The following is a 22013-nucleotide window of genomic DNA, read 5'->3' on the forward strand; positions in this document are numbered from 1 at the left end:
CCGTGCCAAAATAAAACCCTCCCGGCGACATCCCCACCACGCCACCCGATCAGAGCAGCCTGCTGATCAAGATCAGCGGATGACCCGGCGAAGGCACGCAGGCGAGGCGCCGCCAACGATCCTCAGCGCCGCCGCCAGCGCCTGTCTCTAAATTCGGCCGACCTGGTCGGCGGCTACTTAGCTCAGCCCACACAAGCCGCGCGGGGTTCGCAAGCCTGCGGCGCGCAGATGGTCAGCACGGAAGGCCGACCCTCCCACGTGCGGGTAGCCGCCCTCGCCGCACTGCCGACCTGGGCTCACATTCGCGGACACGCTGCTCGCGCGATCCGCTCCAGCGGCAACCGGACGCGCGAGGCCGACCATCCACGAATAGAACTATCTCAGTACATCGACCGGATAACCTGCCCTCTTTCGCCGGATCTAGCTTTTTTTGTACTTCGATCGTACTGTCTGCTTGTCGTCATCGTTGACACGTGAGAGTGGTGCCGCATGCAGGAAGTCGTCATCGTCGGCTGCGGGGAGGTGGGACTCGCCTACGCCCGCAAGGCACTGGAGCTGGATCCCGCACCCCGGTTGCAACTGCTCGACCCCGCCCCCGGCGCGGAGGCCGTCGAGTTCGCCGCGAGCACCGGGACCGGGTTGCACGCCTCGGCCGGGACATGGCTGGACGAGTCCACCGTGGTCCTGCTCGCCGTCCCGGGACAGGCCGCGACACGAGCGCTCGAAACCATCACGCCCTGGTTGTTCTCCGGCGCCACCGTCGCCGACCTGAGCACCGCGGCGACCGAGTCCAAGCAGCGGTCGGCCGAGCACTGCCGGACCGGCGGGATCCGGTACGTGGACCTGGCGATCACCGGTTCCGTCGCGGCGAACGGGCCGCGCACGCCGCTGCTCTACGCCGGCCCGGAATGCGCCGGGCTGATCACCCTGCTGGAGCGGCTGGGCGCCCCGCTGACGCTGCTGGACGGGGCCGAACCCGGGGACGCGATGCGGGTGAAGCTGCTCCGCTCGGTGATCATGAAAGGCCTGGAGGCGCTGGTCGTCGAATGCGTTCCGGCCGCCGAGGAGTACGGCGTGACCGAGCAGCTATGGACCTCGCTCGGCGACGTCGACCGCACCGGTTTCGTCCCGCTGCTGCACGCGATGCTGCGCACCCACGCACAGCACGCGGCCCGCCGCGAGCACGAAGTGGCCCAATCCGCCGAACAGCTCGAAGCGATCGGGCGCCCCAGCGCGATGACCCGGGCGACGCAGCAGCGATTCGCCGCCACCCTCGCCGCCGATCAGTCCGAACAGGACTCCGCGCCCGCACGGTCCTGAACGCGCCCGACGGAGCCCTTCGACACCCACGGAGCACCATGTCCCCCACCAGCAATGGCGCTGCGCCAGGACACTACCGGCCGGACATCGTCCGCAAGATCAAACTCCGGATCGTCCCCTTCCTCGCCGTCCTTTACATCATCGCGTTCATCGACCGTGCCAACGTCGGCTACGCCGCGCTAGGCATGAACAGCGACCTCGGCATCACCGCCGTGCAGTTCGGCTTCATCGCCGGGCTGTTCTCCATCGGATACTTCGCCTTCGAGGTGCCCAGCAACATGCTGATGCGCCGAGTCGGCGCCCGGCGCTGGATCGCCCGCATCCTGTTCAGCTGGGGCTTGGTGGCGGTGCTGACCGGCCTGGTCCAGAACGTCACCCAGCTTGCGATCGCCCGCACGCTGCTCGGCATCGCCGAAGCCGGCTTCTTCCCCTGCGTGCTGCTCTACCTCAGCCAGTGGTTCCCGGAACGCGAGCGCGCCCGCGTGGTCGCCCAGTTCATGGTCGCCCTCCCCGTGGCCACGCTGATCGCCGGACCGCTGTCCGGGCTGATCCTCGACCACGTCCACTGGCTCGACCTGGCCAGCTGGCGCTGGGTGTTCATCCTCGAAGGCATGCCCGCCGTCCTGCTCGGCGTGATCACCCTGTTCGTGCTGGTCGACGCACCTTCCCAAGCTCAGTGGTTGAGCGCGGCGGAAAAGCGGTGGCTCACCGACACCCTGGAGCGGGAGAACGCCGCCAAAAACGCCCGCCACCGACAGCCCGGGTTCTGGCGCAGCCTGCTCGGCGCACGGGTACTCGCCCTGTCGCTGATCTACTACAGCAAGTCCGTCGCGATCTACGTTTTGGCGTTCTTCACCCCGCAGATCGTCCAAGGCCTCGGGCAGAACCTGAGCCACTCCACGGTGGGCGTGCTCTCCGCGCTGCCCTACGGTGCCGCGGCCGTGGTCATGGTCTGGTGGGCGCGACACTCCGACCGCACCCGCGAACGCCGTTGGCACGTGGCGGTTCCACTGTTCGTCTGCGCCGCCGGGTTGTGCGCCATGCCGTTCGCCGAAGGCAGCCTCGTCACCTCCCTGCTGTTGCTGACCGTCGTCACCGTCGCCGTCTACGCGACATACGGGCCGTTCTGGTCACTGCCCTCGCTGTTCCTCACCGGCCCCGCCGTTGCGGTCGGGCTGGCCTCGATCAACTCGATCGCCAACCTCGGCGGGTTCGTCGGCCCGTTCGGGTTCGGTGCGCTCGAAACCGCAACCGGAGACATCACCGCCGGGCTCGCGCTCGTCGCCATCGTCCTGGTCATCTCCGGCGTGCTCGTGGTGCGACTGCGCTTCGTCCGCGACGCCGAAGCCGCCTTGCGACCCGACGACGCCCGGCACGACCCGCACCGCACCGATCCGGCGCTGCAGAAGGAGATCCCATGACCACGACCCCGGAACAACTCGCACGCCTTGCCGCTCTCGGCACTGCCACCGTCTACGAGGCCAACGGGCAGACAGGAGCCTTCGATTCCGGGCTCAAGCCCCTCGACCCGGGCAGCCGGATGGCCGGACGCGCCGTGACGCTGGACCTCCCACCGGCCGACAACTGGTACGTGCACCTCGCCGTGCTGCAAGCAGGCCCCGGCGACGTCCTCGTCGTCGACGCGAAGGGCTACCTCGAAGCCGGCCCCTGGGGCGACGTGCTCACCTGCGCGGCCCAGCAACGCGGCCTCGCCGGGCTCGTCATCGACGGAGCGGTCCGCGACAGCCGCGACATCATCGATTCCGGCTTCCCGGTGTTCACCCGCGGGCTGTCCATCAAAGGCACCAGCAAATCCGTACCGGGTCGGATCAACGTTCCGGTCCACGTCGGCGGAGTCACCGTCGAACCCGGCGACGTCGTGCTCGGCGACGCCGATGGACTCGTTCGGGTCCCCGCAGCCGAGATCGGGCAAGCCCTGCGAGCATCCGAGTCGCGCCAGGCCAAGGAAAACGGCTTCCGCGAACGCCTCCGCATCGGCGCCACCACCCTCGAACTGCTCGGCCTGGCCGATCCGCGCTGAGGACTTCTTTCCGGAATGGCCTGCTTTGTGGTCGGGTGGCGGAACCTCAGTGAGCCTCTCGCTGAGAATCCGCCGGTGGTCGCTTTTTTGACGTGGGCTATGTGCTTCGCACATACAGGCACGGCTGCGCCGCAAAGATTCGGCTTCGCCGCTGACGAGAGAACTGCCAGAAGAGCATCCTTCAAGGACCGCTAAGCTCGCCGGGACGCCGCACACGGAGGGGAAGCGATGCCACGACCGTCCGAGACGGTCTACGACGCGCTCAAGTCGCTCATCCAGACCGGTCAGCTGGCTCCCGGCGAGCACCTCGTCGAAGACGAGTTGTGCGCCCGTCACGAGGTCAGCCGCACGCCCGTACGCAACGCCCTGCGCAAGCTCAGCAGTGAAGACCTCGTCACGATCAAACCCCACCGGGGCGCTTTCGTCGCCTCGTGGACCGACGACGACGCCGCCGAGGTCATGACCCTGCGCAGCATGCTCGAACCCCACGCCGCCGCGCTGGCCGCCCAGCGCCGCACCGACGACCAGCTGGCCGACCTGCGCGGACTGTGCGGGCACATGGAGACCTGCGAACAGGATCGCCCTCGGGACTTCCGCGACGAACTCGCCCGGCTCAACCACGAGCTGCACCTGACCACCCTGCAAGCCGCCGCGTCGCCCCGCCTCTACAACATCACCGCCACGCTCACCCGAGCGCCGCTGATGACCGGCTCATTCCAGTTCTACGGCGACGACCAGCTGCGACGCAGCCTGCGCGAACATCGCGACCTCGTCGACGCCATCGCACACCGCGACGCCCCCGCCGCCCACGCGGTCATGGAAGCCCACCTCCGGCTCGCCTACCGCACCATGCTCACGAAGTAGCGCGTCCACGGCCTGGAACCCGGCGCCGAGCCGTCCCGGCCTGCCCGCGGGCAACGGGCGCTGAGTCGGCCCGTTGTAGATGCTCAACGAACGCATGAGCGCGTTCGCGGCGAGTTGTTCGGCGACGGCTTGCAGCGCCGCGCGCATCGTCGGCACCCGTGAATCGCCGTGCTCGTACACCCGGTGCCCGAACCCCATGATCTTGCGCCGCCCGCCGGCGCCCGGCTGTGCGGTGAGTTCGGCGCCGGATTCGAACCGCCTGCCACCGCCTGTCCGCGCTGCAACGCCCCGGCAGCCGCGGAGTCCCCTTCTCGTTCGTGCGAGTGGACAAACATGTCGAAACGCCGGTCCGCCACCGGATTCCACTTCTCCCGGGCAGCGGATCCTGCCCGCTGTGGACCATCTACGACGCGTTCGGCTCAGCCGGCTAAGTCCTCACCCAGGTCGCCGAACTCCGGCCGCTGAGCGCCCGCTCTCGCACTCCCGTGGAAATAGGTGTCCCGTACTCGGGCGCGGTGATTTCATGTGCTCAACCAGGCCGCCGCCGCGGTGACCCATTACTCGCACGTTGACGGCAAGGAGAAATCCCATGCCAGTGGTCGAGCTTTCGGCAGGCACCATCGACTACGACGACACCGGCGGAAACGACCCGGTCCTGCTGTTCCTGCACGGCTTCGCGCAGAACGGCTCGCTCTGGCGCCACGTGGTGCACGAGCTGCGCGCGGAACACCGTTGCGTGGTACCGACCCTTCCGCTCGGCGGGCACCGCCACCCGATGCGCCCGGACGCGGACCTGTCGCTGCGCGGAGTGTCCCGCCTGGTCTCCGAGCTCATCGAGAGGCTGGGACTCCAAGAAGTCACCCTCGTGGAGAACGACTGGGGTGGAGCACATCTGACCATCGCCGAGGACGGCGATCAGCGAGTGTCGCGGCTGGTGCTCACCTCGTGCGAGGCGTTCGACAACTACCCGCCGGGCCTTCCCGGACGCACGGTGTGGCTCGCGGCGAAAATTCCGGGTGGCATCACCGCCATGGCACAGGCTCTGCGGCTCCGCGGCCTGCGGCGCCTACCGATCGCGTTCGGCTGGATGAGCAAACGACGAGTCCCGGATGACGTCATGGACTCGTGGCTGCACCCGGTGATCACCCAGTCCGCGATCCGGCGCGATGCGCGGAAGTACCTCCGCGCCGTCGACCGACGCGACACGTTCGCCGCCGCGGACGCGTTGCGCTGCTTCGACCGTCCCGCCCTCGTCATCTGGGCGGCCGAAGACCGCGTCATGCCACCGGATCACGGACGACGCCTGGCCGAACTGCTGCCCCGCGGCCGGCTGATCGAGATCAACGACTCCTACACGCTCATCCCCGAAGACCGACCGGGCGAACTCGCCGCGACGATCCGCCGGTTCATCCGGGAAGCGCCAGCCACCGGTTGACAGACGGCCACCACCCCATAGCAAAAACCCCGGCCGACGAAATTCGCCGAACGGGGTTCTACTGAATTTGGTGCGCGATACTGGGATCGAACCAGTGACCTCTACCGTGTCAAGGTAGTGAGTTTCCGCTGGCGACCAGGGATTTTGCGTTCCGCCGCAGGTCAGCGGCTCTTGTTCCTCCTCGTTGCGACGGGTTTCTACGCGTTGTCGCGCGTTCCCGTCGCCAGGAAATCGCCATTTGATCTTGGCCAACGTGGAGGACGGTCACCTTGCCTCACGCACTCTTCGGCTTGCCTCATAGGTCTCACGCGCGACGGTACGAGCCGCGCGGTGCACCATGGAAGGGTCTGCCCAGACTTCGGTTGTCACTCGGGGTTGAGTGGTGTCAGGCCGCGTGTGCGGCGGTGTAGATGGTCTCAAACTCGACCGGGGTGAGTTTGCCCAGGCGTCGTTGCCGGCGTTTACGGTGGTATTTCGTCTCGATCCAGGACACAATCGCCAGCCGGAGTTCCTCGCGGGTGCGCCACCGTCGGGTGTCGAGAACGTTCTTTTGTAGCAAGGAAAAGAACGATTCCATCGCGGCGTTGTCGCCACACGCCCCGACCCGGCCCATCGACCCGGTCAGCTCGTGTTTCCGTAGCAGGCGCCGGAACTTCTTCGACCGGAACTGGCTACCTCGATCCGAGTGCACGATCACTCCACGTGGGTTCGCTCGTAGCGCGAGGGCATTACGCACCGCCGCGACCGCCAGCGAGGACTTCATCCGGTGGCTGATCGAGTAGCCAACGATCCGGTTGGAGTAGCAGTCCTTGACCGCGCACAGATACAACTTCCCCTCGGCAGTGGAATGTTCGGTGATGTCGGTCAACCACGTGACATCCGGGGCGGTGGTGGTGAATTCCCGTCCCACGAGGTCGTCGTGCACCGGCGGACCCGGCTTCCGGAACCGGCCCTTTTTCTTGGCGTGCAAAGAAAAGATGCGTTGCATCGAGCAGATACGCCACACCCGGTTCTCCGACGCCGCGAACCCGCGGGCAGACAGTTCGTCGGCGATGAACCGGTACCCCTCGGTGGGATCGTCGACGTGGATGTCCAGCGCCGCGTTGATCAGATGCGCGTCGTCGATGTCCCGCCGGGAGACCGGGTCACGACGCCACTGGTAGTAAGCCTGCCGGGAGATCCCCAGCACCCTGCACGTCACCGCGGCCGGCGCCCTGATCGGGGCGCCGGGAGCGGCCAGTTCACGGACGAGCGGGAAGACTATTTTCCCGGCAGATTGCCCTGCGCCAGATACGCCGCGGCCTTGCGCAGGACCTCGTTCTCCTGCTCCAGCACCCGGTTGCGCTTGCGGAGTTCCCGCAGCTCAGCGGACTCCTCCCGCGTCACGCCGGCACGCTTGCCGTCTTCGACGTCCGCGGCTTTGAGCCAGTTGGCCAGGCAGGACTCTGAGATCCCGAAACCCTTGGCGATCTGCTTCAACGGAGCCTCGCCACGACGGGCCACAGCGACCACATCATCACGGAACTCCTGGGGGTAGGGCTTGGGCACGGTCGCATCCTTCCAGGTGAGGCCACAGCCTCACACGTCAGGTGTCAACCAAACAATGATGATGGCGGCCCCTGCGCGAGTTCGAGGACTTCTACAACGGGCATCGACCCCACCGGACGCTCGGTCACGCCGCGCCGCTGCGCACACTACCCGCGCCGATCAATGATCAGGGCCAGATCACTGGCCTCGACGTTTGCCGACACGATCGACTCGGCGGAGTCCTCCATGAGTACCGAAATGCCGCATGACCAGCACGGATACTTTATCGGCACCCGCAGTGTCCAAAGCGGCGCCACCGGGCGCGGCGCGGGGGTGCCCACCAGGTCCTGGGCGGACACGCCCATCCGGGCCAGCAGCAACCGCGCTGCCTCGAGCTCGGCCGAGCCCGCTGCCGCCTGCTCACCGTCACCGGCCACGACGCCTCACCTCCCAGCAGGGCGGCGTGCCGCGACGCCAGCAGTTCATCCAGCGCGGCCAGTGTGTGCACGATCAACACACGTTCCAGGAGGCCTGACCCAGCGCCGCGGGGCCGAGCAGGTCATCGGAATCGACCGCGTTCCCGAACGCCTCGATCGCGCCCGCAAAGACGGTCTGGAGGTGTTCGACCTCCGGGACTCGACCAACCCCGGCGACTGGGTCCGCGAGCGCACCCACGGCCGAGGCACGGATGCGGTCATCGATGCGGTGGGGATGGAAGCCGACGGCTCTCCCGTCGGCAAGCTGGCCCAGCACCGGTCCGCCCCCGTCGGCAAGCTGGCCCAGCACCGGTCCGTGATTCTGCGCGCGGCCAGGGGGGTTTCCTTTTTCCGGGGACGGGCATCTTCCGATTACGGGCGGACCCCGCGAGCCGGACCCCGCGAGCGGGGCGTTAGTGCACGGTTGCCCGTCCACTGATTTGTTCGACACCGAGTCGGGAGTGGGATCATGAAGGGATTGGTTTACGACGGTCCGCGTCAGGTGACGGTCAAGGACGTGCCTGATGCGAAGATCGAACGTCCCACGGACGTGCTCGTGCGCATCACGGCCACGAACATCTGTGGGTCCGACTTGCACATGTACGAAGGTCGCACCGACCTGGAAGCCGGACGGGTGCTGGGGCACGAGAACCTCGGCATAGTGGCCGAGGTGGGCAGCGGCGTTGAGCGCATCCACACCGGTGACCGGGTGTGCTTGCCGTTCAACATCGGCTGTGGATTCTGCCGCAACTGCGAGAACGGTCTGCCCTCCTACTGCTTGACGGTCAACCCCGATCCGAACATGGCCGGTGCCGCGTTCGGCTTCGCCGGGATGGGCCCCTTCAACGGCGGCCAGGCCGAGTACCTGCGGGTGCCCTTCGGCGACTTCAACTGCCTGCGGCTGCCCGAGGACGCCGAAGAGAAGGAAGACGACTACGTCATGGTCTCCGACATCTTCCCCACCGGCTGGCACGCCACCCGCCTGGCCGGGCTGCACCCCGGCGAATCCTGCGTGGTCTACGGCGCGGGCCCGGTTGGCCTGATGGCGGCCTACTCCGCGATGCTCCAGGGCGCCAGCAGGGTCATGATCGTCGACCGGCATCCAGACCGGTTGAGGCTGGCCGAACAGATCGGGGTCATCCCGATCGACGACTCGAAGGGCGACCCGGTCCAGCAGGTCATGGACCAGACAGGCGGCCGCGGCGCCGACCGCGGCTGCGAATGTGTCGGCTACCAGGCCCACGACCCGCAAGGCACCGAGCACTCGAACATGACGATGAACAACTTGGTGGGGTCGGTGCGGTTCACCGGTGGCATCGGCGTGGTCGGTATCTTCCTGCCCGCCGACCCCGGATCTCAGGACGAGATGCAACGCAACGGCCAGATCGCCTTCGACATGGGCTCGTTCTGGTTCAAGGGCCAGAAGGTCGGCACCGGCCAAGCCCCGGTCAAGCGCTACAACCGGTACCTGCGTGACCTCATCCACGAAGGCAGGGCCAAGCCTTCCTGGATCGTCTCCCACGACCTGCCGCTGCAACGGGCACCGGAGGCCTACGACCACTTCGACGCCCGCGACGACGGCTGGACCAAGGTCGTCCTCAAACCCGCCATGGCCTGAACGGCACCAGGAGGCGCCTCATGGCCACCACAGGTCTGCTCGTGCGAGTTGAAGCACAGCCGGACAAGGGGGGCCGACGTGGAGAAGTTCCTCCGCGACGGACTCAGCGGCGTGGGCTTCGTCGATGTGTTCGGGTACCGGACGCGTGCCAGGAGTGCCGATGACTCATCCCCCCGAGGTTCTGCCCGGCAGGCGGTTGGATGCCCACCACCACCTGTGGAGCGCCGCGCGGGTCGAGCGCGGCGACTACCACTGGATGCCCACGGACGGGCCGCTGCGCGGGGATCACCTGCCCGAGCACCTCGCCCCGGCCCTCGAGGCCACCGGGGTCGGCGGGACGATCGTGGTGCAGGCCGCACCGTCGGTGGAGGAGACCCGGTTCCTGCTCGAGCTCGCCCACGCCACCGACTTCGTGCTCGGGGTGACCGGGTGGGTGGCCCTCGACCGGTCCGAGGACGCCGAGCTGCTGGCCGAGCTCGCCGCCGACGAGTATCTGCGGGCGGTGCGACCGATGATCCACGACCTGCCCGACCCGAACTGGGTCACCCGCCCGCAGGTGCACGCCAACCTCGAGCGGCTCGACGAGATGGGGCTGCGGTTCGAGGCCCTCACCCGCACCGAGCACCTGCCCGCCGTCGCTGCCGCGCTGGAGGTGGTCCCAGAGCTGCCGGCAGTGATCAACCACCTGTCCAAGCCCACCTACCGGCCGGACGCCGACGACCAGTGGCGGCAGTGGATGCTGCGGTTGGCTGAGCGGCCCAATACCTGGTGCAAGTTCTCCGGGATGCTCACCGAGGTCGGCCCCGGCTGGTCGCCGGCACAGTTCCAGCCTTACGCGGACTTCCTGTTCGAGACCTTCGGCGCCGACCGCGTCATGTTCGGCAGCGACTGGCCGGTCTCGCGCCAGCTCCTCGAGTATCCCGACGTGGTCGCGCTCACCGACCAGCTCGTCGCCGAGCTCGGACCCGCCGAGCTCGACGCATTCTGGGCTCACACCGCCGAGCGCTTCTACGGCGTGCGAGCGCCCGCCGCCGCGACGCCGGCTCGCTCGGATCAACCGCTGTCGTCGTGACAGCACCCCACGCACGACGTCCTTCCAAGGAGACCGATCATGGCTGAACCAGTGACCGCGGGGCTTCTCGTGCGTATCGAGGCGCTGCCGGGCCGAGAGAAAGACGTCGAGGACTTCCTCCAGCACGGGCTGACCCTCGTGCAGGACGAACCCGCCACCGTGCGGTGGTTCGCCATCCGGTTCGGGCCCTCGTCGTTCGGCATCTACGACGCCTTCCCCGACGACTCCGGTCGCCAGGCCCACCTCTCGGGCCAGGTCGCCCAAGCCCTCGCCGACAACACCGGCACCCTGTTCGCCCAGCCCACCATCGAGCCCGTGGACGTCATCGCCGAGAAACCCCCGATCTGAACTCGATCGCGGCCAGTTCGTCAGACGTGGATGATCTCCGGCGTGGCTGTCGGAGATCTCCGGGCGGCGCACCCGCACGTAGTCGCGGACCGTGGAGTAGGTAATCTCGAGCTGGGAATCGGGACTGGAACGAGAAGTCTCGTCGGGCATCCGGTAGCCGAGGAGTGGCGTGTCCGCAGACGATGGGTGGGGTGTCGGTACGCGCCATTGCGTCTCCTCCTCGTCGTAGGTCCGGCCCGTCAGCGCAGCAACACGGGATCCGCGTCGACGCGAATGCGAAAGAGCGCGTAGGGCCGGCGGCGCAGGTCGCGCCCGCCATTGAAGCTCGGCTGGCGGTGGAGCTGGTTGGCGGTGACGTAGAGGTAGCCGTCGGTCGCGAGCGAGAGCGTGTCGGGCCACAGCAGCCGCGGATCGTGCGCTACCGTCTCCCACGACCCGTCGCGCGAGCGGCGCAGGACAGCATTGTGCTCGTAGTTCGTCGCGTAGACGTATCCGGCGGCGTCTGACTCGAGGCCGTCCCCCGCCCCGCCCTTGTCTCCCTCGTGGCGCACGGTCGCCGCGACCGCGTCGTCGTCGAGGCCACGGTCGGCGAGGGCATCGGTGGCCACGCTGTAGAGGTGCGAGCTCGCGAGCGGACAGTAATAGAGGCGGTCTCCGTCCGCGCCGATGGCGATCCCGTCCGATCCCATCGCGACGAGCGGCCGCCCCTGGTCGTCGACGAGCGGCCGGCCCTCGACGACCGGGAGGTGATCCGTCAGGCTCTCGGCTTTCACCGACGGATGTTCGTGCAGCCTCCGCCAGCTCTCTCCGGAAGCCAGGTCCACCACGACGATCCCGTTCGGGCCCCGGTCGGAGGAGTCGGTGATGTAGGCCGTGCCTTCGGTGCCTCTGCGCAGGTCGAAGCGCACGTCGTTGAGGTAGCTGGTCGGCAGAGCGACGTCCTGCGGAACGAGGATAGTCTGAACGACCTGATCGCCCCTCAGGTCGACGCACACGAGCTTCGGCCCGCCGTGCTGGGTGCGCTCGAACATCGGACTCCCCGTGTCCAGCACCCACAGACGGTCGGCGGGATCGACGACGACGCTCTGAACGGATACGAACGTGCCGGCCAGGTTGTTCTCGTCCGTGCGGTTGATCGCGTCGTCGGGGTACGGGACGGGCCGGTCATCCCGTAGCTCGGCCACCGTGGCGTCCACGTCGTCGCCCCACTCCGGGAAGTTGACGAAGATTCGTCCCTCGTGCGACACGGTGACGCCGGTGGGCATCGCGCCTTCGAAGAGGGCGACGGTTTCGAGCCCACCCAGCGGGAGGTCGGTCGCCAGCTCCTCGCGTTGCTTCCCGGTCACTAGTGCACCCTCCTTCGTGCGGGCGCTTGGATGGCGCGCGTGGTAGGAACGAGGCGGAAGCCGGGGTGACGGCTCGAGACGAGGCCCTGGTCGGTCACGACCTCCTGGTCGACCACGTTCGCGCCGGCGTTGCGGAGGTCGGTCCGGACACTCGGAAACGAGGTGAGCGTCCGCCCCCGCGCGACGTCGGCTTCGACGAGCATCCACGGCCCATGGCAGATCACCCCGACCGGCTTGCCGGTCTCGAAGAAGTCGAGCAGGAAGGCGACCGGCCGGCCTGCTGGACTGCGTCGCGGGGCTGCTCGAGCTCGATCTGCTCGACGCCGTCGGCTGCGAGGATCGCGGCCCTCCGTCCCTGTAGCTCGCTGGGCATGGGGGCTCCTTTCGGTGGGGGGTTACCGTCATTCTACCCGTCAACCGCCCCGGTTAACCAAGTAGCTGTGCCAACCCGACTGCGTTCCGAGTGAGGAAGTGAGCGGTCCCAGAGCTGCGTCACGCCGCTGCTTGATCTCCGGGGGTGCTGCGGGGCCCGCAGGGGCCTCGCAGGTCAAGTCGAACCAGTCAGCTCGTCCCGGTGAGCGAACGGCGGATTCAAACAACACTCCCGCAAGGAGGGATCGTCGGGTTCGGGGCAGGCCCGTCGGCCCCTCTTTTGCTGTGTGGCCCGCGGCGCAGGCGGTTTGCACCCGATCACGGGGGGAAGTTCAGGAGCCGGGCTCGGGCCCGGTGCCGGCAGGTTCGCCGATGTAGCGCGATTCGGGGCGGGCCAGGCGTCCGCGTGCGGTGACCAGCAGGGCCCGGGCCTGTTCTGGCTGGCCGGCTTGCACCGCCTGGGCGGCCGCGCGCACCGCGGTGGCTGCGTCGTCGGTGACAAGCTGGTCGGCGCCGCGGGCGAGTGCCGCCACGGCGCGGTGCACGTGGGGTTGGGCATGGCGCAGCGCGGCGCCCTGGCCGGTGAGCATTTCCACCAGCGCCGCGTCCACCGCGGCCCGCAGCTGCTCGACCACCGCATCTGATGACGACAACATCGCGCCCACGCTAGGGCGGTCTCGCCCGAGTCGGGCGCTGCGACATGCCGACGACCTGCGAAGATAACCCCTTTGCGCGGTGGTCGTCGACGTGTGTGTCGTGGTGGCTGGGCTGGGTCCGGGCTGGTCTGTCAGGCTGATTGTGTGTCCGGGCCGCCGATGGAGGTGTTCGCCGCGATCGAGTCCGCCGCCGAGCTGCGGTGGATGCTCGAACACGCCGATGTCGCCGACCCGACCGAGCGCGCGTGGGTGGGCCACGAGGTCGAACTGCTGGAGCACTGGGCCGACCTGCTCGTCGAGGGCGACTACGCGGCGGTGGGCGAGGGGCTGGCCAGTTTCGCCCACCACTGCAGGCACGTGCTGATCTGCGCCGAGCACGACGGCGGTCGCGACCCGTTCCGGTAGCGGCGAAAGCCACCACGACCCCCACTGTGGCGTGTCCGAGCTGGCCGCGACGGCGAAGTCCCTGCGGTGGTCGGCGCTGGCGGTCGTTGGCGTGCTCGGCCTGGCCTACGTGATGAACCAGTCCGGGCAGACCACCACCATCGGCACCGCGATCGCGGGAGTGGGCACGGCGTTCGCCTTCCTGTCGCCGGTGCTGGGTTGGATCGGGGTCGCGGCCAGCCAAACGTGCTCGGGATCGAGCTGCTGAACGCGCCGTGGCCGGGAACGGCCTACCCGACCTGCTTCCCGCTGGGCTGCCCGCTTTTCGACCGCCGGTACCAAGCCGTGCACGAGGACCTGACGAAGCGGATCCGCGAGGTCTCCCCCACCCTGCCGGTGTTCTGGGAACCCAACGTGACCTGGAACCAGACGATGCCGACCCACCTCGCCGAACCACCGCTGACACCACCGATCGACGACCCGCACGTCGCGTTCTCCTTCCACGACTACTGCGCGATCAGCCAGTCGGCGATCTACCTGGGGATGCCCGAGGAACTGATCGGCCTGTGCCCGCTGCAGCACGACCGCACGTGGGCCAACGCCGACGCGTTCACCGGACGCACCGCAACACCCGCCCTCGTCACGGAGTTCGGCGACAACGACCCCGGCGTGCTCGCCAACACGCTGTCGCGCGCGGACGAACGATTCGTCGGATGGCAGTACTGGCACTACGAAAGCGTCAGCGGCCCGGAGCCGGACGAGGACCCGTTCCTCGGCGAAGTCGGACGCCAGCTCGTGCGCACCTACCCGCGGGCCACCGCGGGCACGCCGACCTCGATGCACTTCGACCCGGCCAACGGCGACTTCGACTACACCTACCGGCCAACGGGCACGGCCCCGACCGAGATCTACGTGTCAGACCTGCACTATCCGAACGGATACGGGGTCGCGGTGACCGGCGGGCGAGTCACCTCCCCGCCCGGGACACCCGTCGTGACGGTGCAGGCCAGCGGCAGCGACCCGGTCTCGGTGACCGTCCGGGGCAGCTGACCCGGCCCCTACTCTGCGGCGAGCACCGACGCCAGCGGCCCCGGGAAGCGCTGCTCCAGCTCCGAGCTGCGCAACTCGCTGTAACGAGCCGTGCCCTCTTCGTGCTGGGCGATGATCCCGTTCTCCCGCAACACCTTGAAGTGGTGCGTGGAGGTCGACTTGGACACGGCCAGCCCGAACGCGGCGCAGTTCATCGGGTGCTCGGACCGGGCGAGCGAGCGGACGATGCCCAGCCGGACGGGCTCGCCGAGCGCCCGCAGCACCTGCGCGATGCCGATCTCGCGCAGGTCGGGCTGGGGAAGCGTCTTCCCGGTGCGCCGGGAGCCATCGGTGGGCACAGCCACATCTTACGGCGTTGCCCACTCCCGCTCGTACGGCGACGCGTCCGCACTGGAGTCCACTCTGGACCGCGGCGCTCCGGGCTACCGGGCCGTTGGAGTTGTGGTGCTCAGCCGCGGAGAAAGCTCGTCCGGGGCGAGGACGTCCGCGCCGTCCCGTTCGATCCTGTCGGCGAGGTCGGCGGCATAACGGGTGAGCTGGTCGACGGCGACCGAGTGCGGAGGGTGCTGGGCGTAGGGCTGGATGTGGTCCCGCGCCCTCCGCAGCAGCGCGGCGGCACCAGCGGCGTTGCCGCGGCGCAGGTGCGTGAGACCCACCGCCAGCTGCGCGAGCCCTTTCCACAGCGCGCGTTGCGGTACGGGGGCGTTCTTCCAGGCCGCTTCGAGCACTTCGTGCGCGTGGAACGGGCGGCCGTCGTCGAGCATCTGCTGGGCCTCGGCCAGGCTCTCGTCCGGGGCGAGCACCATGTCCTCGTCGACCCGCTCCACCCCGGCGCTGCCGTAGGGCAGCGGACGCCCCAGCCCGTCGCGGGGACGGGCGTTGCGGGCTCGGCCTTGCGGGTCCCGGTCACGTTGCGGCATGCCGCCATTGTTCGCCTTCGCACGCCCCCGTCCCAAAGTGCGGGACGCGGCGGTGGTGCTCCTGTGGCTCCGGTTCAGCTGTGAGGCGAGGCTGGCGACCCCGTGTTCACGGAGGACGAACGCGGGGCGCGGGTGGAATGGGCGAGCCCCGCGACCTGTTGAGCGGGGGGTCGAACGAGAGACGAAGTCGACCGCGCAGCGGTCAGGGAGTGCGAATGTTCGAGAGGTTCACCGACCGCGCGAGGCGGGTGGTCGTCCTGGCCCAGGAAGAGGCCCGGATGCTCAACCACAACTACATCGGCACCGAGCACATCCTCCTGGGTTTGATCCACGAGGGTGAGGGTGTCGCCGCCAAGGCGCTGGGGTCGCTGGGAACCGACCTCGTGGTCGTGCGCGGGCAGGTCGAGGAGACCCTGGGCCGCGGCGACCAGGACGCGCCCGGCGAAAACATCCCGTTCACGCCGCGGGGCAAGAAGGTGCTGGAGCTGTCGCTGCGCGAGGCGCTGCAGCTCGGCCACGACCACATCGGCACCGAGCACATCCTGCTCGGCCTGATCCGCGAGGGCGAGGGCGTCGCCGCGCAGGTGCTCGTCAAGCTCGGCGCGGACCTCGACGGGCTGCGCCGGCAGGTGCTGGGTCAGCTCAACGGCTCCGACACCGGCCAGGAGCCGGCGGAGGCGGGCGCCCGCAGCCAACCGGCGGATGCGACGACGCTGGACCAGTTCGGGACGAACGTGACGCAGAGCGCGCGCGAGTCCGAGCTCGACCCGATGATCGGTCGCGAGACCGAGGTCGAGCGGATCATGCAGGTCCTCTCGCGGCGCACCAAGAACAACCCGGTCCTGATCGGCGGGGCGGGTGTCGGCAAGACCGCCGTCGTCGAGGGGCTGGCGCAGAAGGTCGTCAAGGGCGAGGTGCCGGAACCGCTGAGGGACAAGCAGGTCTACACCCTCGACCTGGGTTCGCTGGTCGCGGGTTCGCGCTACCGCGGTGACTTCGAGGAGCGCCTGAAGAAGGTGTTCAAGGAGATCAAGACCCGCGGCGACATCATCCTGTTCATCGACGAGATCCACACCATGGTCGGTGCCGGTGCCACCGAGGGCTCGGTCGACGCGGCGAACCTGTTCAAGCCGATGCTGGCCCGCGGTGAGCTGCAGACCATCGGTGCCACCACGATCGACGAGTACCGCAAGCACATCGAGAAGGACCCGGCGCTGGAACGCCGCTTCCAGCCCATCGAGGTCGATGAACCGTCCGCCGAGCAGACCGTGGAAATCCTGCGGGGCCTGCGGGACCGCTACGAGGCGCACCACCGGGTCTCGTTCACCGACGAGGCGCTGACGGCCGCCTCCACGCTGGCCGACCGCTACATCAACGACCGCTACCTGCCGGACAAGGCGATCGACCTGATCGACGAGGCCGGTGCCCGGATGCGCATCCACCGCGCCACCACCGGGGACGACCTGGACGTGGTCTCCGAGGTCGATGACGAGCAGATCGCCGAGGTGCTGGCGAACTGGACCGGCATCCCGGTCTTCAAGCTCACCGAGGAGGAGACCACGCGTCTGCTCCGCATGGAGGACGAGCTGCACAAGCGGATCATCGGCCAGGACGACGCGGTCAAGGCCGTGTCGCAGGCGATCCGCCGCACCCGCGCCGGCCTGAAGGACCCGAAGCGCCCGTCCGGTTCGTTCATCTTCGCCGGGCCGTCCGGTGTCGGTAAGACCGAGCTGTCCAAGGCGCTGGCGGAGTTCCTGTTCGGCGACGACGACGCGCTCGTGCAGATCGACATGGGTGAGTTCCACGACCGCTACACCGCCTCGCGGCTGTTCGGCGCCCCTCCGGGCTACGTCGGCTACGAGGAGGGCGGCCAGCTCACCGAGAAGGTCCGCCGCAAGCCGTTCTCCGTGGTCCTGTTCGACGAGATCGAGAAGGCCCACCAGGAGATCTACAACACGCTGCTGCAGGTGCTGGAGGACGGTCGCCTGACCGACGGCCAGGGCCGCACGGTGGACTTCAAGAACACGGTGCTGATCTTCACCTCGAACCTCGGCACGCAGGACATCTCCAAGGCCGTCGGCCTGGGCTTCTCCGCCGGTACCGACTCCGGGTCGAACTACGAGCGGATGAAGAACAAGGTCAACGAGGAGATGAAGAAGCACTTCCGGCCGGAGTTCCTGAACCGGATCGACGACGTGATCGTCTTCCACCAGCTGACCGAGAGCGAGATCGTCCAAATGGTCGACCTGCTCGGTGGCCGGGTGGAGAAGGCGCTCAAGGGCAAGGACATGTCCCTGGAGCTGACCACGACGGCCAAGAGGCTGCTGGCCAAGCGCGGCTTCGACTCGGTGCTGGGTGCGCGGCCGCTGCGCCGGACGATCCAGCGGGAGATCGAGGACAAGCTGTCCGAGAAGATCCTGTTCGGCGAGATCGAGCCCGGTCAGATCGTCATCGTCGACGTCGAGGGCTGGGACGGCGAAGGCTCCGACGACAAGGCCCACTTCACCTTCCGCGGTGAGACCAAGCCGTCGCTGGTGCCCGACGCCCCACCCGTCGACCTCGCCGGCTCCGAAGGCTGACACCGGAAGTCGCTGCGCCGCGCGGGAACCGTCCCGCGCGGCGCAGCGGCGCCCGCACCGAAGGAGGTTCGATCCATGCGTTGCACCAGCTGCGGCGACGAACTCCCGGCCGACCGGTCCGAGTGGGGATACGACTACTGCGTCAAGGCCGACTGCGTCGAGCAGAACTTCACCGGCGTGCGCCTCGTCGAGGTCGCGGTCAACAAGAGCGCCTCGCAGCTGGTCGCGGCCGGGGACGACATCGACGAAGTCCTGGAGAAGACCAGGAACGGCGACTACGCGAAGAAGAACACCACGCTGGGAGCGGCCAACCGCGGCAACGGGCCGGTGCACCCCCGACCGGCGCGGAGCCCGAGGACCGCGTCCCCGGCGCCACCAGCGCGGGCCAAGCGGTGGACGCCCCAGCAGGAGAAGATCGTGAAGGTCTTCAACGAGATGGGACTGCGCCCCCGCGAGATGATGCAACGCGCTCCGCACCTGGGTCTGAGCGTCGACCTGATCACCGAGATCGTCTGCTCGATCAAGCGGTAGTCCGCGGGACCGTCCCGGTCAGTGGTGGGTGACGTCCTTGTTCTCCAGCGCACCCCACCCGTGCCAGCGCTCCACCTCGATCCACGCGCTGACCCGCTTGCGGTCGCGCACGGGGTAGTCCTGCCCGAGGTAGCGGCGGGCGAGGCGGTCGATGTCGGCGAGGCCGGCGTCCTCCGCCAGCTCCACCACCCGGCCCTGCACGCTGACGTGGGTGTGCCACTCGTCCTTGTCCAGCACGGTGAGCGTCACCCGGGGGTCGTTGCGGAGGTACTCCAGCCGCTTGCGGCCCTCGTCCATGTTGACCAGGACGCGGCCGTCCTCCCACAGGTACCAGGTGGCCACTGACACTGGCTGCCCGTCCGGCCGGACGGACGCGATCACCGCCGGGTTCGGCTTGGCCAGGAGTTCGCCGACTTGCTCGGGCACGGGCGGCTTGGCCACGGGTGACCTCCTCACCTCGGATGCTGATCACGTTCCAGGCTAGTCTCCCACCGCCCCGCCGGCTCGCCGACGGTTGGCGCCGAGCCCATCGGGGAAGGTTACTGGGCGAGGACACCCGGATTGCACGTCGAGGAGGGCGCAATGGCTACCCAGTCGAACATCCGCGTGCGTCGCGCCTACGAGGAAGTCACCGGGCAGGACGGCAACCGCGTGCTGGTGGACCGGATCTGGCCGCGCGGGCTGTCCAAGGACAAGGCTTCCCTCGACGAATGGTGCAAGGCCGTCGCACCTTCGACCGAGCTGCGCAAGTGGTACGGCCACGATCCGGACCGCTTCACGGAGTTCGAACGGCGTTACCGCAGCGAGCTCCGCGACCCCGAACGGGCCGAAGCGCTCCAGCACCTTCGCGACCTCGCGAAAAAGCGCCGGCTGACGCTGGTCACCGCCACCAAGGATCCCGGCATCAGCGCGGCGGCGGTGATCGCCGACCTGCTGCGCGGGTGAGGTCATGTGCGAGCCACCAAAATCATGGAAAACCCCGTCAGCAGTCGCCAGGAAGGACTGAACGCCGCCCTGCGACTTGCCGCCGACCCCGTGCTCCACGGTGCGACCGGCCGGTACTTCAACGTTAGGACACCGCGTCGTCCCGACCCGCAGGCCTACGCCCCTGACGCCCGCGCTCGGCCGCGCGGACCTTCGGCGGATCTCCCTGGAGTCTCCGCTGGTTGAGATGCGGTGGACGATGGTCGAAGTACTCACCTTCGGGCACGGGACCGCGACGAAAGACGCAGTCGTCGCCTTGCTCCACCGCGCCGGCGTGGGCGCGGTCGTCGACGTGCGCACCGCACCCGGGAGCCGCCGAAACCCCGACATGGCCAGAACCGAACTCCAGCGTTGGCTGCCAGAACGGGACATCGATTACCGGTGGGACAAGCGACTGGGCGGTTTCCGCAAAGTACCGCCGGATTCGCCGGACTGGATGTGGAAGAACCACTCGTTCCGCGCGTATGCGGCGCACATGCGGACGCCGGATTTCACCGCCGCGGTCGGCGATCTACTGGACCAGGCGGTGCACGAGCGAACCGCGATCATGTGCGCGGAAAGCCTGTGGTGGCGCTGCCATCGTCGCCTGATCGCCGACTTCCTCCAGCTGGCGCGCGGAATCGACGTGCGGCATCTGATGCACGACGCGACATCGACCCCGCACCGGCCGGTCGCAGGCGCCCGGGTGCGCGAGGACGGTCTGCTCGTCTACGACGGTGGGCTGGGGTGAAGTCGTGAGTCTTTTGGGCTGCTATAGCGACCCAAAAGACTCACGGGTCTGTCACCCCCAAGGCCTTTCGGCCCCATCGGACACCCCCGGCCCATTGAGAGCCCCACGCCGGCTCGCCGAGTTCGTGCGCCACGCTGTGGGTCGGCGTCGGGCAGCTGGGCGGCCAGCCGGCCGTATGGGCCAGCACCCTGGCCAGCCCGTCGGCCTGGTCGCAGTGCGCCACACGCGCCACACCCCACTCCTGCACGGTGCCGATCCTTTCGTCACCAGCCCGGCCCTGCCCGACACGTGTGATCTCGCGCAGGGCAACTGCCGGGCTGTGGGCCCGCCCTCGCCGGTCACGCCCTTCCGGGAGCAAGCGGGCCCCGGCCACCACCCGAGCAGTGGCGGCCAGGGCCGCCGTCCATGATCGCGGGAGGGCGGTCCCGGGATACGGGAGAAACCTGCCATGTGGTCGGGTAATGCCTGGTCAGGGGTTGGCGTCGGCGAGGGCGCGGAGTTCGGCGCCTGCGGCGTCCAGACACCGGGTCGTCCACAGCACCACCGCGTTTAAGACCAGTCGGCGAGGCGCCGTAGCGGTACAGCCAGTGCGTCGTCGTAGTCCGTCTAATCGTTCCAGGCGACGACCCACCACGACGGGTACCGCGCGTCGCCGACCGGACATAGTTGCACCCCGGAGGCGTCCAGCACCTCGGCCAACCACCCGGCGATCCGGTCGGACTCGATTCGCTGCTGCGGGTCGTCGGGGTGGTGGCTGGCACTGCGGGTAGCGGCTGCATCGAGGGTGCCGTCCAGGCGAAGCGACCCGAACGACCAGCGGGCGGAAATTGGATCGTCTTCGTCCTCGTCAAGTCGGACCAGGTCGTAGAGGCCGGTCAGCAGGTCGGGGCAGTCCGTCATGCCGGCCAGGCTGCCAGAGGCTTAAGCCCCTATTGGTCACCCACACAGTGCCAACTGACACACGCTGTGTTACTGCACGAATCGGAGCTAAGCGGCCACGGCGCGCGTGAGACCAGCGGCCACGCTGGCCGCGGCCCCCTTTCTTTCTGGCGTCACCAACTTCCCACCCCATCGAGGCCAAACGGGCCGACACCACGATCGAGAAGGCCGTGCCGCCACCGCGCTCGACCGCCGTCGCCGACCTCATGGACGCACTGCAGGCCAGTGTCGAACAGGCCAGGGCTGCCAGAACATCACGCAAGTGACCGGCACCTTGCCGACACCATCAACCACCGGACGGTCGTGGATACAAAGCGGTCAACGGTCAGTCCTGAACCCCATCCACAAGCTGACCACGATGCTGTGGCCGGATGAGGTCCGGCCACCGGAGTTCGGCTTCCTCGACGCCCAGGCGCCGCAGACCCGCCCGCAGGAGCAGGCCATGGCCGCCCAGCTGGTCGAGTCGCTGTCCGCCGACACCTTCGACCCGGCCCGCTACCGCGACACCTACCGGGACGCGCTCCTGGAACTCATCGATGCCAAACTCGCCGGCCGCGAGACCACCGTGCCCGCGCCCCGCGGCGAGGACCCGGCCGTCGTCGACCTCGCCACCGCGCTGCAGGCCAGCATCGACTCCGCCCGCGCCAACCGCCGCGAGGCTCGCTAGCCGACTCCGCAGCGCGCTGCCACCCGAGGCAGCAGGCACACCCCGGCCCATCCCTTCGGGTGGTCACCCCCGGTGCCGCATGCGGACCCGCGCATGGATCTTTACCGTGATCAACGGACACACTCCTGCTCCCAGAGCCCGTCGCAGCCGCACT

At 68.5% G+C, this 22013-nt stretch carries 26 protein-coding genes and 2 pseudogenes; 17 read left to right on the forward strand and 11 right to left on the reverse strand.

Going from position 1 to position 22013, the window contains the following annotated elements; genetic code table 11:
* Window positions 1–489: 489 nt before the first annotated feature.
* The 4 genes from H2Q94_RS21540 (at window position 490) to H2Q94_RS21555 (ending at window position 4225) form a co-directional block, all read left to right on the forward strand.
* Window positions 490–1320: a DUF1932 domain-containing protein gene (locus H2Q94_RS21540; protein WP_243789006.1), complete on the forward strand. Its 831-nt coding sequence runs from the start codon at window positions 490–492 to the stop codon at window positions 1318–1320.
* 38 nt (window positions 1321–1358) lie between these two features.
* Complete coding sequence (locus H2Q94_RS21545) at window positions 1359–2741, forward strand: MFS transporter (RefSeq protein WP_243789007.1); 1383 nt, start codon at window positions 1359–1361, stop codon at window positions 2739–2741.
* Window positions 2738–3361, forward strand: a complete 624-nt coding sequence (locus H2Q94_RS21550; RefSeq protein WP_243789008.1) for a 4-carboxy-4-hydroxy-2-oxoadipate aldolase/oxaloacetate decarboxylase — start codon at window positions 2738–2740, stop codon at window positions 3359–3361. The genes H2Q94_RS21545 and H2Q94_RS21550 overlap by 4 nt, the downstream gene beginning before the upstream one ends.
* Window positions 3362–3589: 228 nt before the next feature.
* The gene (locus H2Q94_RS21555) at window positions 3590–4225 is read left to right on the forward strand and encodes a GntR family transcriptional regulator (protein WP_243789009.1); all 636 of its coding nucleotides are present in this window, start codon (window positions 3590–3592) and stop codon (window positions 4223–4225) included.
* 153 nt (window positions 4226–4378) lie between these two features.
* Here the strand turns inward: H2Q94_RS21555 and H2Q94_RS31030 are convergent.
* A pseudogene (locus H2Q94_RS31030) lies at window positions 4379–4423 on the reverse strand (hypothetical protein); the annotation flags it as partial.
* 125 nt (window positions 4424–4548) lie between these two features.
* On the opposite strand from H2Q94_RS31030, the gene H2Q94_RS31035 reads away from it, so the two are divergent.
* Entirely contained in the window at window positions 4549–4656 is a 108-nt protein-coding gene (locus tag H2Q94_RS31035; RefSeq protein WP_397545367.1) for a hypothetical protein, read from the forward strand.
* 158 nt (window positions 4657–4814) lie between these two features.
* Entirely contained in the window at window positions 4815–5660 is an 846-nt protein-coding gene (locus H2Q94_RS21570) for an alpha/beta fold hydrolase (protein WP_243789010.1), read from the forward strand.
* Window positions 5661–6045: 385 nt separating this feature from the next.
* On the opposite strand, the gene H2Q94_RS21575 is transcribed toward H2Q94_RS21570, so the two are convergent.
* The 3 genes from H2Q94_RS21575 to H2Q94_RS21585 all read right to left on the reverse strand — a co-directional run bounded on the left by H2Q94_RS21575 (window position 6046) and on the right by H2Q94_RS21585 (window position 7973).
* Window positions 6046–7208, reverse strand: a protein-coding gene (locus H2Q94_RS21575; RefSeq protein WP_243789011.1) for an IS3 family transposase whose coding sequence is annotated in 2 segments (ribosomal slippage) — window positions 6046–6927 and window positions 6930–7208 — 1161 coding nt in all. Because the reading frame shifts where the segments join, the coding sequence is not laid out codon by codon here.
* A gap of 146 nt (window positions 7209–7354) precedes the next feature.
* Window positions 7355–7624, reverse strand: a complete 270-nt coding sequence (locus H2Q94_RS21580) for a hypothetical protein (RefSeq protein ID WP_243789012.1) — start codon at window positions 7622–7624, stop codon at window positions 7355–7357.
* 73 nt (window positions 7625–7697) lie between these two features.
* The gene (locus H2Q94_RS21585) at window positions 7698–7973 is read right to left on the reverse strand and encodes a hypothetical protein (RefSeq protein ID WP_243789013.1); all 276 of its coding nucleotides are present in this window, start codon (window positions 7971–7973) and stop codon (window positions 7698–7700) included.
* Between the two features lie 159 nt (window positions 7974–8132).
* Here H2Q94_RS21585 and H2Q94_RS21590 point away from each other — a divergent pair, with 159 nt between their 5' ends.
* The 3 genes from H2Q94_RS21590 to H2Q94_RS21600 all read left to right on the forward strand — a co-directional run bounded on the left by H2Q94_RS21590 (window position 8133) and on the right by H2Q94_RS21600 (window position 10701).
* Entirely contained in the window at window positions 8133–9281 is a 1149-nt protein-coding gene (locus tag H2Q94_RS21590) for a glutathione-independent formaldehyde dehydrogenase (protein WP_243789014.1), read from the forward strand.
* A 160-nt stretch (window positions 9282–9441) separates the two neighbouring features.
* On the forward strand, window positions 9442–10353 hold the full coding sequence (locus H2Q94_RS21595; RefSeq protein WP_243789015.1) for an amidohydrolase family protein: 912 nt from the start codon (window positions 9442–9444) through the stop codon (window positions 10351–10353).
* Between the two features lie 39 nt (window positions 10354–10392).
* Window positions 10393–10701: a putative quinol monooxygenase gene (locus H2Q94_RS21600; protein ID WP_243789016.1), complete on the forward strand. Its 309-nt coding sequence runs from the start codon at window positions 10393–10395 to the stop codon at window positions 10699–10701.
* Between the two features lie 239 nt (window positions 10702–10940).
* On the opposite strand, the gene H2Q94_RS21605 is transcribed toward H2Q94_RS21600, so the two are convergent.
* The 3 genes and pseudogenes from H2Q94_RS21605 to H2Q94_RS21615 all read right to left on the reverse strand — a co-directional run bounded on the left by H2Q94_RS21605 (window position 10941) and on the right by H2Q94_RS21615 (window position 13084).
* Window positions 10941–12047 carry a major royal jelly family protein gene (locus H2Q94_RS21605; protein ID WP_243789017.1) on the reverse strand — a complete coding sequence of 369 codons (1107 nt, stop codon included), beginning with the start codon at window positions 12045–12047 and terminating at the stop codon, window positions 10941–10943.
* Window positions 12047–12420 (reverse strand): annotated as a pseudogene (locus H2Q94_RS21610) (DJ-1/PfpI family protein). The gene H2Q94_RS21605 and the pseudogene H2Q94_RS21610 overlap by 1 nt, the downstream one beginning before the upstream one ends.
* 331 nt (window positions 12421–12751) lie before the next feature.
* Window positions 12752–13084 (reverse strand): hypothetical protein, encoded by a 333-nt coding sequence (locus tag H2Q94_RS21615; RefSeq protein WP_243789018.1) that lies wholly within the window; start codon window positions 13082–13084, stop codon window positions 12752–12754.
* A gap of 135 nt (window positions 13085–13219) precedes the next feature.
* Between H2Q94_RS21615 and H2Q94_RS21620 the strand changes: the two genes are divergently transcribed.
* From H2Q94_RS21620 to H2Q94_RS21630, 3 genes are read left to right on the forward strand one after another with little or no spacing between them, the layout of a single operon-like run.
* Window positions 13220–13480, forward strand: coding sequence for a hypothetical protein (locus H2Q94_RS21620; RefSeq protein WP_243789019.1), 261 nt, complete (start codon window positions 13220–13222; stop codon window positions 13478–13480).
* A gap of 31 nt (window positions 13481–13511) precedes the next feature.
* Window positions 13512–13727, forward strand: a complete 216-nt coding sequence (locus tag H2Q94_RS21625) for an L-lactate permease (RefSeq protein ID WP_243789020.1) — start codon at window positions 13512–13514, stop codon at window positions 13725–13727.
* On the forward strand, window positions 13706–14509 hold the full coding sequence (locus tag H2Q94_RS21630) for a glycoside hydrolase family 5 protein (protein WP_243789021.1): 804 nt from the start codon (window positions 13706–13708) through the stop codon (window positions 14507–14509). The genes H2Q94_RS21625 and H2Q94_RS21630 overlap by 22 nt, the downstream gene beginning before the upstream one ends.
* An 8-nt stretch (window positions 14510–14517) precedes the next feature.
* Here H2Q94_RS21630 and H2Q94_RS21635 read toward each other — a convergent pair whose 3' ends face one another.
* Both H2Q94_RS21635 and H2Q94_RS21640 read right to left on the reverse strand, forming a co-directional pair.
* Entirely contained in the window at window positions 14518–14847 is a 330-nt protein-coding gene (locus tag H2Q94_RS21635) for an ArsR/SmtB family transcription factor (protein ID WP_243789022.1), read from the reverse strand.
* An 84-nt stretch (window positions 14848–14931) separates the two neighbouring features.
* Window positions 14932–15429: a DUF309 domain-containing protein gene (locus H2Q94_RS21640; protein ID WP_243789023.1), complete on the reverse strand. Its 498-nt coding sequence runs from the start codon at window positions 15427–15429 to the stop codon at window positions 14932–14934.
* Window positions 15430–15644: 215 nt separating this feature from the next.
* Between H2Q94_RS21640 and H2Q94_RS21645 the strand changes: the two genes are divergently transcribed.
* Window positions 15645–18008 (forward strand): ATP-dependent Clp protease ATP-binding subunit, encoded by a 2364-nt coding sequence (locus tag H2Q94_RS21645; protein WP_243789024.1) that lies wholly within the window; start codon window positions 15645–15647, stop codon window positions 18006–18008.
* Window positions 18009–18083: 75 nt separating this feature from the next.
* Window positions 18084–18539, forward strand: coding sequence for a hypothetical protein (locus tag H2Q94_RS21650; RefSeq protein WP_243789025.1), 456 nt, complete (start codon window positions 18084–18086; stop codon window positions 18537–18539).
* 18 nt (window positions 18540–18557) lie between these two features.
* On the opposite strand, the gene H2Q94_RS21655 is transcribed toward H2Q94_RS21650, so the two are convergent.
* Window positions 18558–18980 carry a PPOX class F420-dependent oxidoreductase gene (locus H2Q94_RS21655; RefSeq protein WP_243789026.1) on the reverse strand — a complete coding sequence of 141 codons (423 nt, stop codon included), beginning with the start codon at window positions 18978–18980 and terminating at the stop codon, window positions 18558–18560.
* 141 nt (window positions 18981–19121) lie between these two features.
* Between H2Q94_RS21655 and H2Q94_RS21660 the strand changes: the two genes are divergently transcribed.
* Both H2Q94_RS21660 and H2Q94_RS21665 read left to right on the forward strand, forming a co-directional pair.
* The gene (locus tag H2Q94_RS21660) at window positions 19122–19484 is read left to right on the forward strand and encodes a DUF488 domain-containing protein (RefSeq protein WP_243789027.1); all 363 of its coding nucleotides are present in this window, start codon (window positions 19122–19124) and stop codon (window positions 19482–19484) included.
* Between the two features lie 226 nt (window positions 19485–19710).
* Window positions 19711–20253, forward strand: a complete 543-nt coding sequence (locus H2Q94_RS21665; protein WP_243789028.1) for a DUF488 domain-containing protein — start codon at window positions 19711–19713, stop codon at window positions 20251–20253.
* A gap of 606 nt (window positions 20254–20859) precedes the next feature.
* On the opposite strand, the gene H2Q94_RS21670 is transcribed toward H2Q94_RS21665, so the two are convergent.
* Entirely contained in the window at window positions 20860–21153 is a 294-nt protein-coding gene (locus tag H2Q94_RS21670) for a hypothetical protein (RefSeq protein WP_243789029.1), read from the reverse strand.
* A gap of 397 nt (window positions 21154–21550) precedes the next feature.
* On the opposite strand from H2Q94_RS21670, the gene H2Q94_RS21675 reads away from it, so the two are divergent.
* The gene (locus tag H2Q94_RS21675; protein ID WP_243789030.1) at window positions 21551–21859 is read left to right on the forward strand and encodes a Ku family protein; all 309 of its coding nucleotides are present in this window, start codon (window positions 21551–21553) and stop codon (window positions 21857–21859) included.
* The last annotated feature ends 154 nt before the right edge of the window (window positions 21860–22013 follow it).

The organism is Saccharopolyspora gloriosae, assembly GCF_022828475.1.
Classification (GTDB): domain Bacteria; phylum Actinomycetota; class Actinomycetes; order Mycobacteriales; family Pseudonocardiaceae; genus Saccharopolyspora_C; species Saccharopolyspora_C gloriosae_A.